This is a genomic window from Pseudomonas orientalis (assembly GCF_022807995.1).
GTDB classification, from domain to species: domain Bacteria; phylum Pseudomonadota; class Gammaproteobacteria; order Pseudomonadales; family Pseudomonadaceae; genus Aquipseudomonas; species Aquipseudomonas orientalis_B.
The window spans coordinates 451,549-466,773 of sequence record NZ_CP094351.1 but is presented as its reverse complement, the minus strand read 5'-3'; the positions used below and the strand labels follow the sequence as shown (position 1 = coordinate 466,773).

The window sequence follows — 15,225 nt, the reverse complement described above, 5'->3', positions numbered from 1 at the left end:
TTGAGCCTTACTCTGCTGGAGTAGCAGCAGGCTTCTTGCCGAAAGCACCAAAGCGATCTGCGAAGCGCTGTACACGGCCGCCGGTGTCCAGAGTTTTCTGCTTACCGGTGTAGAACGGGTGGCACTCGTTGCATACGTCAGTACCCAGTGGCTTGCACAGGTTCGAACGGGTTTCGAACTTGTTACCGCAGCTGCAGGTGACTTCGATGGTTTCGTACGCTGGATGGATATCGGCTTTCATGGCACTTCCTCGGGCTAGCGTGCCGCCACTCGACACTATTGTCGAATACCGCACGTAATTAGGCCGCGAATTCTAACAGACCTTTTCAATCACGCAAGCCGCACATCCGACTGGAAACCGCCTTTCATCAGAAAACCATGGCATACCCAAGCCCTCCCCTGTCTGCTAGGCTCGCGCCCCTGCGCCACCACCTGCCTGAATGAGACCCCCGCGTGCCCGACGCCATTTTGCGCCTAGCCCTGCCCTCGCCCCTGCGCCGTCTGTTCGATTACCGGGCGCCGGCCGGTGTGCCGCGTGCGCAGTTGGAACCCGGCATGCGCGTGCGCGTGCCGTTCGGGCGCAGGGAAATGATCGGCATCCTGGTGGAAGTCACCGACCACAGCGAAGTGCCCGCTGAAAAGCTCAAGCCGGCCATCGCCATCCTCGACGCCACTGCGCCGCTGCCGCCCGCGCTGTTCAAGCTGTGCCTGTGGACCGCGCAGTATTACCAGCACAGCCTGGGCGACACGTTGAGTTGGGCGCTGCCGGTGCTGCTGCGCCAGGGCGAACTGGCCGAAGCGCGCCAGGAGCGCTTCTGGTCGATGGTGCCCGGCGCGCGCCTGGACGACCCGCGCATCGCCCGCGCTCCGCGCCAGCGTGAAGCCCTGGCCACCCTGGCGCAGCATCCCCACGGCGTGGCCCATCAGCTGTTGAGCAAGCTGATGCTGAGCAAGGACAGCCTCGACCTGTTGCTCGCCAAAGGCCTGGTGCAGGTGGAAATTCGCAAGCACGCCCCCGACCCGCGCCATGAACACTGGCTGGCCCAGCCGGAGCTGCCACTGAATCCCGAGCAACGCGCCGCGTATGAAGCGATCCGCGCAGGGTTCGACAGTTTCCATGCGTTCCTGCTGGCCGGCGTCACTGGCAGCGGCAAGACGGAAGTGTATTTGCAGTTGATCCGCGAGACGTTGCAAGCTGGCAAACAGGCGCTGGTGCTGATCCCCGAGATCAACCTCGGCCCGCAGACCCTGGCGCGTTTCGAACAGCGTTTCAACGCACGCATCGCCCTGGTGCACTCGGCCGTCAACGACCGTGAGCGCCTGGAGTCGTGGCTGGCGGCGCGGGACGGCGAAGCCGACATTATTATCGGCACGCGCTCGGCGCTGTTCACCCCGATGAAAAATCCGGGGCTGATCATCATCGACGAAGAACACGACGGCTCTTACAAACAGCAGGAAGGCCTGCGTTACCACGCCCGCGACCTGGCGCTGGTGCGCGCGCGCCAGGAGGACATCCCGATTGTGCTGGGTTCGGCCACGCCGTCCCTGGAAAGCCTGCATAACGCCTACACCGGCCGTTATGGCCTGCTACGCCTGAATGAGCGCGCAGGCGGCGCCAAGCAACCGCGCTTCCTGCGCCTGGATGTAAAAAGCCGACCGCTGGACAGCGGTATTTCCGGCCCGATGCAGCAAGCCATCGGCCAGACCCTCGCCGCCGGCCAGCAAGTCCTGGTGTTCCTCAACCGTCGCGGTTTTGCGCCGACGCTTTTGTGTCATGACTGTGGCTGGATGTCCGAATGCGAGCGTTGCGATGCGCGCATGACCGTGCATCAGCGCTACGGCGAACTGCGCTGCCATCACTGCGGCCATGTCGAGCCTGTACCGCGCCACTGCCCGCAGTGCGGCAAGGTCGACCTGCGCCCGGTCGGTGCGGGTACCGAGCGCGCCGAAGAGCGCCTGGGCATCCTGTTCCCGGATTACCCGGTGCTGCGAGTGGACCGTGACAGCACGTCGCGCAAAGACGCAATGAACCAATTGTTTGCCACGATCCAGAAAGGCCAGCCGTGCATTCTGGTCGGCACGCAGATGCTCGCCAAAGGGCACCACTTCCCTCGGGTGACCCTGGTGTCGATCCTGGATGCCGACGGCGGTTTATTCTCCGGCGACTTTCGCGCCAGCGAGCGCATGGCGCAGTTGATCGTGCAGGTCGCCGGCCGCGCAGGTCGGGCCGAAGAGCCGGGCCGAGTGATTATCCAGACGCACTTGGCCGACCACCCACTGCTGATTCAACTGACCGAACAAGGTTACTTTGCCTTCGCCGAACAGGCGTTGAGCGAGCGCCGCGCCGCCGGGTTGCCGCCGTTTGCGCACCTGGCGCTGCTGCGCGCCGAGGCGCATAAACCGGGGCAGGCCGAAGGTTTTCTGGACGAAGCCTGCAGCGCCGCTGAACGTTTGCTGGTAGAGCTGGGTCTGAGCGGCATCGAACTGCTCGGCCCGGTGCCCGCGCCCATGGAACGCCGCGCCGGGCGCTATCGCGCCCAGCTACTGTTGCAGGCAACGTCCCGTGCACCGCTGCATCGGCTATTAAGCAGCTGGTTGCTTGCCCTGGAGCAAATGCCCGGCGGCCGGCAGGTGCGATGGTCACTGGATGTGGACCCGGTAGACCTGTACTGATCCAGCCACCACTGTAGGAGCCAGCTTGCTCGCGAAAAACTCAAGAACACCGCGTTAAATCAGGAAGCCCGAGTTATCGTTGACGATTTTCGCGAGCAAGCTCGCTCCTACAAAATGCTCCACAGGTCCGGAACGGTTGGCAAGCCCGCCCTCGCCACGGATAATGCCCAGTTTTTCCACCTGCGCATCGCGCGCCGCCGCTTGCGGTCGAAAGAGAACACCATGAAAGACACCATTCGCCAGCTGATCCAACAAGCCCTCACCCAACTCGTCAACGAAGGTGTGTTGCCTGAAGGCCTGTCGCCGGCGATCCAGGTGGAGAACACCCGCGACAAGACCCACGGCGACTTCGCCAGCAACATCGCGATGATGCTATCCAAGCCGGCCGGCATGAAGCCCCGCGACCTGGCGGAAAAAATCATCGCCGCGCTGCCGGCCGACGCCAGTGTCACCAAGGCCGAAATCGCCGGCCCGGGCTTTATCAACTTCTTCCAGAACACCCAGGCCCTGGCCGCGCGCCTGGATGCCGCCCTGGCCGATGCCCACATCGGCGCACGCAAGGCCGGCGACAGCCAGCGCGTGGTCATCGACCTGTCGGCGCCCAACCTCGCCAAGGAGATGCACGTCGGCCACCTGCGCTCGACCATCATCGGCGACGGTGTGGCGCGGGTCCTGGAATTTCTCGGCGACACCGTCATCCGTCAGAACCACGTGGGCGACTGGGGCACCCAGTTCGGCATGCTGATGGCCTACCTGCAGGAAAACCCGATCACCAGCAACGAGCTGGCCGACCTGGAAAACTTCTACCGCGCCGCCAAGAAGCGCTTCGACGAATCCGAAGAATTTGCTGACCGCGCGCGCAGCCTGGTGGTCAAGCTGCAAGCCGGGGATCAGGAATGCCTGGAACTGTGGAGTCGGTTCCGCGACATCTCCCTGTCCCACTGCCAGGAAATCTATGAGCTGCTCAACGTCAAGCTGACCATGGCCGACGTGATGGGCGAAAGCGCCTATAACGACGACCTGATCAACGTAGTCAACGACCTCAAGGCCGCGGGCCTGCTGGTCGAGAGCAACGGTGCGCAGTGCGTATTCCTTGAAGAATTCAAGACCGCCGATGGCGAGCCGCTGCCGGTGATCATCGTCAAGGCCGATGGCGGCTATCTCTACGCCACCACCGACCTGGCCGCCGTACGCTACCGCAGCGGCGTGCTCAAGGCCGATCGCGCGCTGTATTTCGTCGATCAGCGCCAGGCCCTGCACTTCCAGCAGGTATTCGAAGTGGCGCGCCGCGCCAGTTTCGTCACCCACCCGATGCACATGGAACACATGGGTTTCGGCACCATGAACGGCGCCGATGGCCGCCCGTTCAAGACCCGCGATGGCGGCACCGTGAAGCTGGTCGACCTGCTGACCGAAGCCCAGGAGCGCGCCTACAGCCTGGTCAAGGAAAAGAACCCGGAACTGGCCGAGGCCGATCTGCGAAATATCGCCCGCGTGGTCGGCATTGGCGCGGTGAAATACGCCGACCTGTCCAAGCACCGCACCAGCGACTACAGCTTCAACTTCGACCTGATGCTCAACTTCGAAGGCAACACCGCCCCCTACCTGCTGTACGCCTACACCCGTGTGGCCGGTGTGTTCCGCAAGCTGGGCAAAGACTTCAGCGAGGTCGAAGGCCACATCGTGCTGGATGCACCTCATGAGCAGGAACTGGCCGCCAAGCTTGCGCAGTTCGGCGAAGTGCTCAACAGCGTCGGCGAGAAAGGCACGCCGCATATCCTCTGCACCTACCTGTACGAAGTGGCCGGCCTGTTTTCCAGCTTCTACGAGAACTGCCCGATCCTCAGCGCCGACGATGAAGCCCAGAAGCAGAGTCGCCTGCGCCTTGCCGCATTGGCTGGACGGACCCTAAAGCAAGGCCTGGAGCTGTTGGGCCTGGAAACTCTGGAGCGCATGTAAGTTGGCCGCCAAGAAAAAACCTGCACCCAAGCGCGGCGCCAGCCGCTACCAGGCCCCGGCCAAGCAGCCGATTCCGGGTTGGCTGTGGATGGCGATCGGCCTCACGGTCGGCGCATTCGTTGTCTTTCTGATGAAGCTGGAGCCCGGCCAGGGCGATGACGTCAAGCGCGTCAAACAGGAGCAGCAGAAAGCCACGAAAATCGCCGAGGCCAACAAGACGGCGCCGAGCCCGACGGTTCCGGTGAAACCCAAGTACGACTTCTATACGCTGCTGCCGGAATCAGAAGTAATCGTGCCGCCCGACGCCGTGCCGGAGAAAACCCTGCCGACGCCGCAAGTGCCGACCACGCCGGTAACCCCAGCCGAAGCGGCGAAGATCGACACCGCTCGCGCCCAGGCCGCACTGGCGGGCATTACTCCGCCTCCGGCGCCCCCAGTGGCAGAGACCAAGGCGGCGCCGGTGACCAAGTTCTTCCTGCAGGCGGGCTCGTTCCCCAAACAGGCGGACGCGGACCGGGTACGCGCACAGATCATTCTGCTGGGCCAGGCGGTGACGGTGGAATCCGGCACCGTGAAGGAGGCGACCTGGTATCGCGTGCTGGTCGGCCCGTTCAGCAACCGTGAACAACTGACGGTGGCGCAGAAACAATTGGCTGGCGCCGGGTTTAGCAACCTGCTGTTACAACAACGCCAGAGCCGCTGATCTCGAAGACATAGCAGGGCTAATGTGGGAGGGGGCTTGCCCCCGATGGCGGTAGACCAGTCAATATATTCAGCGACTGATACACCGCTATCGGGGGCAAGCCCCCTCCCACATTTGATTTTCATCGGTCTGAAGATCATGCCTGGCCTATAACTGCCACTCGTCCGCCCTGCCGTCCTACGGTTGAAATCCCCCCCGCCACCCCCATATGAGTTCCATCAGGGCATTTTCGCCCCGCTGCGTGGAGACTCTCCCCTTGACCACCATCGTTTCAGTACGTCGCCACGGCAAAGTCGTCATGGGCGGCGACGGCCAGGTTTCCTTGGGTAATACCGTGATGAAAGGCAACGCCAAGAAAGTGCGTCGCCTGTACCACGGCCAGGTTCTCGCCGGGTTCGCCGGTGCTACCGCCGACGCTTTCACCCTGTTCGAACGTTTTGAGGGCCAGCTCGAAAAGCACCAGGGCCACCTGGTGCGCGCCGCCGTCGAACTCGCCAAGGAATGGCGCACCGACCGCTCCCTCAGCCGCCTCGAAGCCATGCTGGCGGTCGCCAACAAAGACGCTTCCCTGATCATTACCGGCAACGGCGATGTGGTTGAACCTGAACATGGCCTGATCGCCATGGGTTCCGGTGGCGGCTATGCACAAGCCGCAGCCAGCGCACTCTTGAAGAAGACCGACCTGTCGGCGCGTGAAATTGTCGAGACCGCCCTGGGTATCGCTGGCGATATCTGCGTGTTCACCAACCACAACCAGACCATTGAGGAGCAGGACCTCGCCGAATAAGCCGCTGGCTTATTCGCGCTTGAGGCCGCCAAACACTATGTCAATGACTCCCCGCGAAATCGTCCATGAACTCAATCGCCATATCATCGGCCAGGACGATGCCAAGCGCGCCGTTGCCATTGCGCTGCGTAACCGCTGGCGCCGGATGCAACTGCCCGAAGAACTGCGCGTTGAAGTGACGCCCAAGAACATCCTGATGATCGGCCCGACCGGCGTCGGCAAAACCGAAATCGCCCGGCGCCTGGCCAAATTGGCCAATGCTCCGTTCATCAAGGTCGAAGCCACCAAGTTCACCGAAGTCGGCTATGTGGGCCGCGATGTCGAGTCGATCATCCGCGACCTGGCCGACGCCGCCCTGAAAATGCTGCGCGAACAGGAAGTGACCAAGGTCAGCCATCGCGCCGAAGACGCCGCCGAAGAACGTATCCTCGACGCGCTGTTGCCACCGGCCCGCATGGGTTTCAACGAAGACGCCGCGCCGTCATCGGATTCCAACACCCGCCAGCTGTTCCGCAAGCGTCTGCGTGAAGGCCAGCTGGACGACAAGGAAATCGAGATCGAAGTGGCCGAAGTGTCCGGGGTCGATATTTCCGCGCCACCTGGCATGGAAGAAATGACCAGCCAGTTGCAGAATCTGTTTGCCAACATGGGCAAGGGCAAGAAGAAAAGCCGCAAGCTCAAGGTGAAGGAAGCACTGAAACTGGTGCGCGACGAAGAAGCCGGACGCCTGGTCAATGAAGAAGAACTCAAGGCCAAGGCCCTGGAAGCGGTCGAGCAGCACGGCATCGTGTTTATCGATGAGATCGACAAGGTGGCCAAGCGCGGCAATTCCGGCGGTGTCGATGTGTCCCGCGAAGGCGTACAGCGCGACCTGCTGCCGCTGATCGAAGGCTGCACCGTGAACACCAAGCTGGGCATGGTCAAGACCGACCACATTCTGTTTATCGCGTCCGGTGCTTTCCACCTGAGCAAGCCGAGCGACCTGGTACCTGAGCTGCAAGGCCGCCTGCCGATCCGCGTGGAACTCAAGGCGCTGACCCCGGGCGATTTCGAGCGCATTCTCAGCGAGCCGCATGCTTCGCTTACCGAGCAGTACCGGGAATTGCTGAAAACCGAAGGCCTGGGCATCGAATTCCAGCCGGACGGGATCAAGCGCCTGGCGGAGATTGCCTGGCAGGTCAACGAGAAGACCGAGAACATCGGTGCACGTCGCCTGCACACCTTGCTTGAGCGCCTGCTCGAAGAGGTGTCCTTCAGTGCCGGCGACATGGCCGGTGCGCAGAATGGCGAAGCGATCAGGATCGACGCGGATTACGTCAACAGCCATCTGGGCGAACTGGCGCAGAACGAAGACTTGTCGCGCTATATTCTGTAAGCCTCACACAGAACTGCTTCGCTTCAATGTGGGAGGGGGCTTGCCCCCGATAGCGGTCTGTCAGACAGATGTATGCTGACTGACACACGGCTATCGGGGGCAAGCCCCCTCCCACATTGTTCAAGCCGGTTCCTTCAGGGTTATCTCCATGTCGAAATTTCCTACTGCTGTAAACCTGCATAAAGCCTCCAATACCCTGGGTCTCACCTACGGGCCGGACGAAACCTACCAACTGCCCGCCGAATTCCTGCGCGTGCACTCGCCTTCCGCCGAGGTCCAGGGCCACGGCAAGCCCATCCTGCAATTCGGCAAGCTCAACGTTAAATTGATCAAGCTGGAACCGGCCGGCCAGTACGCCCTCAAATTGACCTTCGACGACGGTCATGACAGCGGACTGTTCACCTGGGACTATCTTTATCAACTGGCCGTGCGTCAGAACGCGCTGTGGGCCGATTACCTCGCTGAACTCAAAGCTGCCGGGAAAACCCGCGACCCGAGTCAGTCGGTCGTGCGGCTGATGCTCTAGTCCAGGCCTCTTGCTCTTTAGAGGGCATTTTCTAATTTCATCTGCTTGAATGCCCTGTCGCGTGGTCAACGATTGGCCCGCTTGCGAAAAAAATTAAACTCGGGTAACCAATGGAACTGGCAAGTTCCCTGCATTTGACGATGCGGTATCAACGGTCACCCGAGCGCAGTACCAGGCTGGTGTCGTGTATCGAAATGGGTGCGCGGAAATCGCCGGTACTCGTCTTTCGGACAATGGAGCGTCGTAGATGAGTAACAAGAATAACGATGATTTGAAACGCCAGGCCTCGGAAAACACCCTGGGGTTGAACCCGATCATCGCGTTACGCAAAAAGGATCTATTGGCCTCGGCGAAGATGGTGCTGACCCAAGCCATCAAGCAACCGTTGCACAGCGTCAAACATGTCGCCCATTTCGGGGTGGAGCTCAAGAACGTCATGTTCGGCAGATCGGCGCTGGTGCCGGAGAGCGATGACCGGCGCTTCCATGACCCGGCCTGGAGCCAGAACCCGCTCTACAAACGTTATCTGCAGACTTACCTGGCGTGGCGCAAGGAACTGCATGACTGGATCGGCGACAGCAATCTATCGGAACAGGACATCAGTCGCGGCCACTTCGTGATCAACCTGATGACTGAAGCCATGGCGCCCACCAACAGCGCAGCCAACCCGGCGGCGGTCAAACGCTTCTTTGAAACCGGCGGCAAAAGCCTGCTCGATGGCCTGTCCCACCTGGCCAAGGACATGGTGCACAACGGCGGGATGCCAAGCCAGGTCAACATGGGTGCCTTTGAAGTGGGCAAGAGCCTGGGTATCACCGAAGGCGCGGTGGTATTTCGCAACGATGTGCTGGAGCTGATCCAGTACAGGCCCATCACCGAGCAGGTGCACGAACGCCCGCTGCTGGTGGTGCCGCCGCAGATCAACAAATTCTATGTCTTCGACCTGAGCCCGGATAAGAGCCTGGCGCGCTTCTGCCTGCGCAATGGGCAGCAGACCTTTATCGTCAGCTGGCGCAACCCGACCAAGGCGCAGCGCGAGTGGGGCCTGTCGACCTATATCGAGGCGCTCAAGGAAGCGGTCGATGCGGTCACGGCGATCACCGGCAGCAAAGATATCAACATGCTCGGCGCCTGCTCCGGCGGCATCACCTGCACGGCGCTGCTGGGCCACTACGCGGCGCTGGGGGAGAAAAAAGTCAACGCCCTGACGTTGCTGGTGAGTGTGCTGGATACCACGCTGGATACCCAGGTGGCGCTGTTCGTCGATGAACAGACGCTCGAAGCGGCGAAGCGCCATTCCTACCAGGCCGGCGTACTGGAAGGCCGTGACATGGCCAAGGTGTTCGCGTGGATGCGACCCAACGACCTGATCTGGAATTACTGGGTGAACAACTACCTGCTGGGCAATGAGCCACCGGTGTTCGACATCCTGTTCTGGAATAACGACACCACGCGTCTGCCGGCCGCCTTCCATGGCGACCTGATCGAACTGTTCAAGAACAACCCGCTGGTGCGCGCCAATGCCCTGGAAGTGTGCGGCACGCCCATCGACCTCAAACAGGTCACCGCCGATATCTATTCATTGGCCGGCACCAACGACCACATCACCCCCTGGCAGTCCTGCTACAAGTCGGCGCAATTGTTTGGCGGCAAAGTGGAGTTCGTGCTGTCCAGCAGCGGGCATATCCAGAGCATCCTCAACCCGCCGGGCAATCCCAAGTCGCGATATCAGACCAGTGAGGGCCTGGCGGGCACTGCGCTGCAATGGCAGGAAAACGCGACCAAGCATACCGATTCGTGGTGGCTGCACTGGCAGGCGTGGCAGGCGGAGCGGGCGGGTAAGTTGAAAAAAGCCCCTACAAGCCTGGGTAACAAGACGTACGCAGCGGCGGAAGCTGCACCAGGCACCTATGTACACGAACGCTAAATTGAAATGCGGTCAATGTGGGAGGGGGCTTGCCCCCTCCCACATTTTGACCGCATTTCTCCTGTAACACTTCACAGGGCTTGAGCATGCCGCAACCGTTCATCTTCCGCACCATCGACCTGGATGGCCAGGCCATCCGCACGGCGGTGCGCCCGGGCAAGCCGCACTTGACGCCGCTGCTGATCTTCAACGGCATCGGCGCCAACCTGGAGCTGGTGTTCCCGTTCGTCCACGCCCTGGACCCGGACCTGGAAGTGATCGCCTTCGATGTGCCAGGCGTGGGCGGTTCCTCCACGCCCAACCGGCCCTATCGCTTCCCCGGCCTGGCCAAGCTGACGGCGCGCATGCTCGATTACCTGGATTACGGCCAGGTGAATGCGGTGGGGGTGTCCTGGGGTGGCGCGCTGGCGCAGCAGTTCGCCTATGACTACCCCGAGCGCTGCAAGAAGCTGATCCTGGCGGCCACGGCTGCCGGAGCCTTTATGGTGCCGGGCAAGCCCAAGGTGTTGTGGCTGATGGCCAGCCCCCGGCGCTATATCCAGCCGTCCCACGTGGTGCGCATCGCGCCGATGATTTACGGCGGTTCGTTCCGCCGCGACCCCAAGCTGGCCGCCGAACATGCCAGCAAAGTGCGTTCGGCCGGCAAGCTGGGCTACTACTGGCAGCTGTTCGCTGGGCTGGGCTGGACCAGCATCCATTGGCTGCACAAGATCCGTCAGCCCACCCTGGTGTTGGCCGGGGACGACGACCCGCTGATTCCGCTGATCAACATGCGCATGCTCGCCTGGCGCATCCCCAATGCACAGTTGCATATCATCGACGATGGCCATTTATTCCTGATCACCCGGGCCGAAGCCGTGGCGCCGATCATCATGAAATTTCTCGAGGAAGAGCGCCTGCGCGCCGTGATACATCCGCGACCGGCGGTGTGAAGGACCCCACCGCCGCGCAACTTGCCAGGAACCGACTATGGTTCTGAGTTGGCGTGCCTCTTGATGGCTTGACGAAGGAGTGTTGGCTCATGCGTGAACGACCCGTGACGAACCCGGCGCCCATCCCCGCTGCGTTCATCAACGCGCAAAACGCGATCACCGGCCTGCGTGGTCGAGACCTGCTGTCGACCCTGCGTACCGTGGCGGCCCATGGCCTGCGCAACCCGGTGCACACCGCACGCCACGCCCTGGCCCTGGGCGGCCAACTGGGCCGCGTGTTGCTGGGGGACACGGTGCATGAGCCCAACCCCAACGACAACCGCTTCAAAGACCCCACCTGGACGCTCAACCCGCTGTACCGGCGCAGCCTGCAAGCCTACTTGAGCTGGCAAAAACACACGCGCAACTGGATCGATGACAGCGCCCTCGACGCAGGCGACCGTGCACGCGCGCAGTTCGCGTTCGCCTTGTTCAACGACGCCGTATCGCCATCCAACACGCTGCTCAACCCGCTGGCGATCAAGGAGTTGCTCAACTCCGGCGGCAACAGTGTGGTGCGTGGCGTGAGCCATTTGTTCGAGGACCTGCTGCACAACAATGGCCTGCCGCGTCAGGTCAGCAAGCATGCCTTCGAAGTCGGCAAGACCGTTGCCACCACTCCAGGCTCAGTGGTGTTTCGCAATGAGCTGCTGGAACTGATCCAGTACAAGCCCATGAGCGAAAAACAATACGCCAAGCCTTTGCTGGTGGTGCCGCCGCAAATCAACAAGTACTACATATTCGACCTGAGTCCGGCCAACAGCTTTGTGCAATACGCGCTGAAAAACGGGCTGCAGACCTTTATGGTCAGCTGGCGCAACCCCGATGTGCGGCATCGCGAATGGGGCCTGTCGACTTACGTGGCGGCGCTGGAAGAAGCCCTCAACGCCTGCCGGGCGATCACCGGCGCGCGCGAGGTCAACCTGATGGGCGCCTGCGCCGGCGGCCTGACCATCGCCGCGCTGCAAGGCCATCTTCAAGCCAAGCGCCAGTTGCGGCGCATCGCCAGCGCCAGTTACCTGGTGAGCTTGCTCGACAGTCAGATCGACGGCCCGGCCATGTTGTTCGCCGATGAACAAACCCTTGAAGCCGCCAAGCGCCGTTCTTACCAGCAAGGTGTGCTGGACGGTCGCGACATGGCCAAGGTGTTCGCCTGGATGCGCCCCAACGATCTGATCTGGAACTATTGGGTCAACAACTACCTGCTGGGCAAGGAACCGCCGGCCTTCGACATCCTGTACTGGAATAACGACAACACGCGCCTGCCCGCCGCGCTGCACGGCGACCTGCTGGATTTTTTCAAGCACAACCCACTGAGCCATCCGGGAGGCCTGGAGGTGTGCGGCACCCCCATCGACTTGCGCAAGGTCACGGTAGACAGCTTCAGCGTGGCCGGCATCAACGACCACATCACACCCTGGGACGCGGTGTATCGCTCCGCCCAACTGCTGGGCGGCGAGCGGCGCTTCGTGCTGTCCAACAGCGGGCATATCCAGAGCATCCTCAACCCGCCGGGCAACCCCAAGGCCAACTACGTCGAGAACCCCAGGCTGAGCAGCGACCCGCGCGCCTGGTACTACGACGCCAGTCACGTCGAAGGCAGCTGGTGGCCGCAGTGGCTGGAGTGGGTCCAGCAACGCTCGGGCGCGCAACGCGAAACCCTCACCGCCCTGGGCAACCAGAACTACCCACCGATGGAAGCGGCGCCAGGCACCTACGTGCGCATACGCTGAGCTCAACGATCAGACCAAGAAGGCTGAATGAAGACCCGCGACCGTATCCTCGAATGTGCCCTGCAGTTGTTCAACCACAAGGGCGAGCCGAATGTATCGACGATGGAAGTGGCCAATGAGATGGGGATCAGCCCCGGCAATCTCTACTACCACTTCCATGGCAAGGAGCCTTTGGTGCTGGGACTGTTCGAGCGCTTTCAGTGCGAGTTGGCGCCGCTGCTCGATCCACCTGCCGATGCACAACTGCAAGCCGAGGATTATTGGCTATTCCTGCACCTGATCGTCGAGCGCATGGCCCATTACCGTTTTCTGTTCCAGGACCTGTCGAACCTGGCCGGGCGTCTGCCGAAGCTGGCCAAGGGCATTCGCAACCTGCTCACGGCGCTCAAGCGAACACTGGCTTCTTTGCTCGCGCGATTGAAGACGGCCGGGCAACTGGTCAGTGATACCCAGGCGTTGGGGCAACTGGTGGAGCAGATCACCATGACGCTGCTGTTTTCCCTGGACTACCAGCGAATCCTGGATCGTAAGGGCGAGGTGCGAGTGGTGGTGTACCAAGTCATGATGCTGGTTGCGCCGCATCTGCTGCTGCCGGCACGGCAGGCGACCGAGAGGTTCGCATTGAAATACCTGGATGACCTGGATTGAAGCCCGCTGACCGTGATCGTTCCCACGCGGGAGCATAGGAATGATCTGTGAACGCGGCGTTATAAAAAATGCCCGACCTTTGCAGGTCGGGCATTTTTTGTGTCCTGGGAAGAATCAGGACTGACTGGATGGCGTCGAGGTTGTCGACGTGGCAGTCGGAGTCGCAGCAGCGGGGGTCGGTGCGGACACCGAGTTGGCTGTGGAAGCGGTTGTCGCCGCAGTTGCAGGCTTGGCTGCCGCTGGTTTTTTCGCTACCGCCGGCTTCTTCGTGGCGGCGGGCTTTGCCGCTGGTTTGGTGGCGGCTGGTTTGGCTGCGGGTTTTACAACTGCAGGTTTGGCGACGGCCTTGGCGGCAGGCTTGGCCGCTACAGCTTTTGCGGCTGGCTTGGCGGCGGCAGTCTTCGCCGCCGGCTTGGCGGCGGGTTTTGCAGCAGCTTTGGCGGGCGCCTTGGCCGCAGATTTTGCAGCCGGTTTGGCAGCCGCTTTAACCAGAGGCTTGGCGGCAGCTTTCGCGGCCGGTTTTGCCGCTGCGGTTTTAGCCGCAGGTTTGGCGGCCGGTTTTGCTGCAGGCTTGGCCGCAGCAGTCTTGGCTGGCGCCACTTTGGCGCCTGTGAGCTTTTCGATTTGCTTGGTCAGCGTATCGACCTTGCTGTGCAGCGTTTTCAGCTCAGCCTTGCTCGGCACGCCCAGTCGCGAAATAGCACTGTTGAGGCGCTTGTCGAAAGTTTCTTCCAACTTGTTCCAGGTGTCGGAAATGCTCGACTTGGCCGAACCTGCGCTCACCTTGGCCGCGTCCACTTTTTTACCCACAGTGCTCTTGGTCAACTTCTCGGCCTTCTCACCGTCCTTGACCAGCGTCTCGAAGTATTTGCCGCCGTCACTGCTCACTTTCGAGTAAACGCCTAAACCAGCAAGCCAGATCTTTCGGGAATATTTTTCAACTTCCCCGACCCACGAGCTGCTTTCTTTCTGAGTAGTTTTTTTAACAGCCATCCCGATGTCTCCTTAGTGTTTACGCGCGACACGTTCGAGCAATGCCGTCAGCTCTTCGAGCTTAGCAGAGAGTGTCTCCACGTCATGTTTAGACGCAATGCCGATTCGATTCAAGGCACTTGCAACACGTGAGTCAAAAGCTTTTTCAACTTTATCCAGTTGAACTTCAACTCGGTGGCCGATGCTGGAGACGTTACTCCTTACTTGGTCAATCTGACTGTTGGCGGCATCAAGTTGTTCAATGGCAACTTTTTTGCTTTTACTTTCAATATGTTGACCGCTCTTAACCAGCTCTTTGAAGTATTCGCCACCCTCGCTGCCGACCTTGGCATAAACACCAAGACCCGCCAGCCAGATCTTGCGGGCATAGCGTTTAACCTCATTCAGAGCGGTGGTCTGACTGTCGATTTTTTTCTGCAAAATAACGTTGGCCATGGTGCACCTCACGTAGAAACGGGTGGAGGAACCGCCCGCCGGAGTTGGGGGCTTGGGCACAACGTAGGGTGAAAAATTAGAATCGGCACCCTAAGAGCGTCGAATCAGGCCAGCGCCTTATCCAGGGCTTTTTCGATTTCGGACTTGAGGGGACCACTCATGGCCGACATCAACAGGCCCAGCTTCACATCGATACGCAATGAATCATCAAAGACCTGAACCGTGCCTTCAACACCCGACCGCTTGAGATTCAAGGTATCGCCGGACCACGACGACTCCACGCCATACTTATCCTTGAGTTTCTGCGCCAGCGTGTCGGCTTTCGCCCGTGCGCCTGCTTTACCCAGGGAATGCTCACGCTCAACGGTGATGCGGGCCATTGCAATGACTCCTTTCTATAGAGGCTTGGAAACCTTCCATGCGGCAAAAGGTCTCGATAAGCACCTATCTTACCTTCAGCCTTGCCAAGACAAAGCAGGCCCCGGGGATTATCAT

At 61.0% G+C, this 15,225-nt stretch carries 15 protein-coding genes; 10 read left to right on the top strand and 5 right to left on the bottom strand.

The genetic code is table 11. The features are described from left to right. Nucleotides 1-7 precede the first annotated feature (7 nt). A complete protein-coding gene (gene rpmE, locus MRY17_RS01945; RefSeq protein ID WP_005784030.1) occupies nucleotides 8-241 on the bottom strand; it encodes a 50S ribosomal protein L31 in 234 nt (77 codons plus the stop codon). Between the two features lie 212 nt (nucleotides 242-453). On the opposite strand from rpmE, the gene MRY17_RS01940 reads away from it, so the two are divergent. Next, a complete protein-coding gene (locus tag MRY17_RS01940) occupies nucleotides 454-2,673 on the top strand; it encodes a primosomal protein N' (protein WP_181282859.1) in 2,220 nt (739 codons plus the stop codon). 54 nt (nucleotides 2,674-2,727) lie between these two features. Here MRY17_RS01940 and MRY17_RS01935 read toward each other — a convergent pair whose 3' ends face one another. Further along, nucleotides 2,728-2,925, bottom strand: coding sequence for a hypothetical protein (locus MRY17_RS01935; protein ID WP_122463934.1), 198 nt, complete (start codon nucleotides 2,923-2,925; stop codon nucleotides 2,728-2,730). Here MRY17_RS01935 and argS point away from each other — a divergent pair. The 9 genes from argS to MRY17_RS01890 all read left to right on the top strand — a co-directional run bounded on the left by argS (nucleotide 2,896) and on the right by MRY17_RS01890 (nucleotide 13,302). Further along, nucleotides 2,896-4,632, top strand: a complete 1,737-nt coding sequence (argS, locus tag MRY17_RS01930) for an arginine--tRNA ligase (RefSeq protein ID WP_243353197.1) — start codon at nucleotides 2,896-2,898, stop codon at nucleotides 4,630-4,632. The genes MRY17_RS01935 and argS overlap by 30 nt on opposite strands. Before the next feature lies 1 nt (nucleotide 4,633). After that, on the top strand, nucleotides 4,634-5,335 hold the full coding sequence (locus MRY17_RS01925) for an SPOR domain-containing protein (protein WP_124356680.1): 702 nt from the start codon (nucleotides 4,634-4,636) through the stop codon (nucleotides 5,333-5,335). A 256-nt stretch (nucleotides 5,336-5,591) separates the two neighbouring features. After that, nucleotides 5,592-6,122 (top strand): ATP-dependent protease subunit HslV, encoded by a 531-nt coding sequence (gene hslV / locus MRY17_RS01920; protein WP_003171209.1) that lies wholly within the window; start codon nucleotides 5,592-5,594, stop codon nucleotides 6,120-6,122. Between the two features lie 37 nt (nucleotides 6,123-6,159). Next, entirely contained in the window at nucleotides 6,160-7,497 is a 1,338-nt protein-coding gene (gene hslU, locus MRY17_RS01915) for an ATP-dependent protease ATPase subunit HslU (RefSeq protein ID WP_181282862.1), read from the top strand. Nucleotides 7,498-7,645: 148 nt separating this feature from the next. Then, nucleotides 7,646-8,023 carry a gamma-butyrobetaine hydroxylase-like domain-containing protein gene (locus tag MRY17_RS01910; RefSeq protein ID WP_243353196.1) on the top strand — a complete coding sequence of 126 codons (378 nt, stop codon included), beginning with the start codon at nucleotides 7,646-7,648 and terminating at the stop codon, nucleotides 8,021-8,023. A 247-nt stretch (nucleotides 8,024-8,270) separates the two neighbouring features. After that, a complete protein-coding gene (phaC, locus tag MRY17_RS01905; protein WP_243353195.1) occupies nucleotides 8,271-9,950 on the top strand; it encodes a class II poly(R)-hydroxyalkanoic acid synthase in 1,680 nt (559 codons plus the stop codon). 86 nt (nucleotides 9,951-10,036) lie between these two features. Further along, on the top strand, nucleotides 10,037-10,882 hold the full coding sequence (gene phaZ, locus MRY17_RS01900) for a poly(3-hydroxyalkanoate) depolymerase (RefSeq protein WP_057724434.1): 846 nt from the start codon (nucleotides 10,037-10,039) through the stop codon (nucleotides 10,880-10,882). A gap of 89 nt (nucleotides 10,883-10,971) precedes the next feature. Beyond that, on the top strand, nucleotides 10,972-12,654 hold the full coding sequence (gene phaC / locus MRY17_RS01895; RefSeq protein ID WP_191955929.1) for a class II poly(R)-hydroxyalkanoic acid synthase: 1,683 nt from the start codon (nucleotides 10,972-10,974) through the stop codon (nucleotides 12,652-12,654). A gap of 27 nt (nucleotides 12,655-12,681) precedes the next feature. Continuing rightward, nucleotides 12,682-13,302 (top strand): TetR/AcrR family transcriptional regulator, encoded by a 621-nt coding sequence (locus MRY17_RS01890; RefSeq protein WP_181282865.1) that lies wholly within the window; start codon nucleotides 12,682-12,684, stop codon nucleotides 13,300-13,302. Nucleotides 13,303-13,416: 114 nt separating this feature from the next. Here the strand turns inward: MRY17_RS01890 and MRY17_RS01885 are convergent, their stop codons facing one another. The 3 genes from MRY17_RS01885 to MRY17_RS01875 form a co-directional block, all read right to left on the bottom strand. Beyond that, the gene (locus MRY17_RS01885; protein ID WP_181282866.1) at nucleotides 13,417-14,295 is read right to left on the bottom strand and encodes a phasin family protein; all 879 of its coding nucleotides are present in this window, start codon (nucleotides 14,293-14,295) and stop codon (nucleotides 13,417-13,419) included. Nucleotides 14,296-14,307: 12 nt separating this feature from the next. Next, on the bottom strand, nucleotides 14,308-14,730 hold the full coding sequence (locus MRY17_RS01880; RefSeq protein ID WP_243353194.1) for a phasin family protein: 423 nt from the start codon (nucleotides 14,728-14,730) through the stop codon (nucleotides 14,308-14,310). 104 nt (nucleotides 14,731-14,834) lie between these two features. Next, complete coding sequence (locus MRY17_RS01875) at nucleotides 14,835-15,110, bottom strand: polyhydroxyalkanoic acid system family protein (protein WP_181282868.1); 276 nt, start codon at nucleotides 15,108-15,110, stop codon at nucleotides 14,835-14,837. Between the last annotated feature and the right edge of the window lie 115 nt (nucleotides 15,111-15,225).

Bases quoted from the DNA above. Each gene is read 5' to 3' on its own strand.
- rpmE (WP_005784030.1), bottom strand. From the start codon at position 241: ATGAAAGCCGATATCCATCCAGCGTACGAAACCATCGAAGTCACCTGC.
- argS (WP_243353197.1), top strand. From the start codon at position 2,896: ATGAAAGACACCATTCGCCAGCTGATCCAACAAGCCCTCACCCAACTC.
- hslU (WP_181282862.1), top strand. From the start codon at position 6,160: ATGTCAATGACTCCCCGCGAAATCGTCCATGAACTCAATCGCCATATC.
- MRY17_RS01910 (WP_243353196.1), top strand. From the start codon at position 7,646: ATGTCGAAATTTCCTACTGCTGTAAACCTGCATAAAGCCTCCAATACC.
- phaC (WP_243353195.1), top strand. From the start codon at position 8,271: ATGAGTAACAAGAATAACGATGATTTGAAACGCCAGGCCTCGGAAAAC.
- phaZ (WP_057724434.1), top strand. From the start codon at position 10,037: ATGCCGCAACCGTTCATCTTCCGCACCATCGACCTGGATGGCCAGGCC.
- phaC (WP_191955929.1), top strand. From the start codon at position 10,972: ATGCGTGAACGACCCGTGACGAACCCGGCGCCCATCCCCGCTGCGTTC.
- MRY17_RS01890 (WP_181282865.1), top strand. From the start codon at position 12,682: ATGAAGACCCGCGACCGTATCCTCGAATGTGCCCTGCAGTTGTTCAAC.
- MRY17_RS01885 (WP_181282866.1), bottom strand. From the start codon at position 14,295: ATGGCTGTTAAAAAAACTACTCAGAAAGAAAGCAGCTCGTGGGTCGGG.
- MRY17_RS01880 (WP_243353194.1), bottom strand. From the start codon at position 14,730: ATGGCCAACGTTATTTTGCAGAAAAAAATCGACAGTCAGACCACCGCT.
- MRY17_RS01875 (WP_181282868.1), bottom strand. From the start codon at position 15,110: ATGGCCCGCATCACCGTTGAGCGTGAGCATTCCCTGGGTAAAGCAGGC.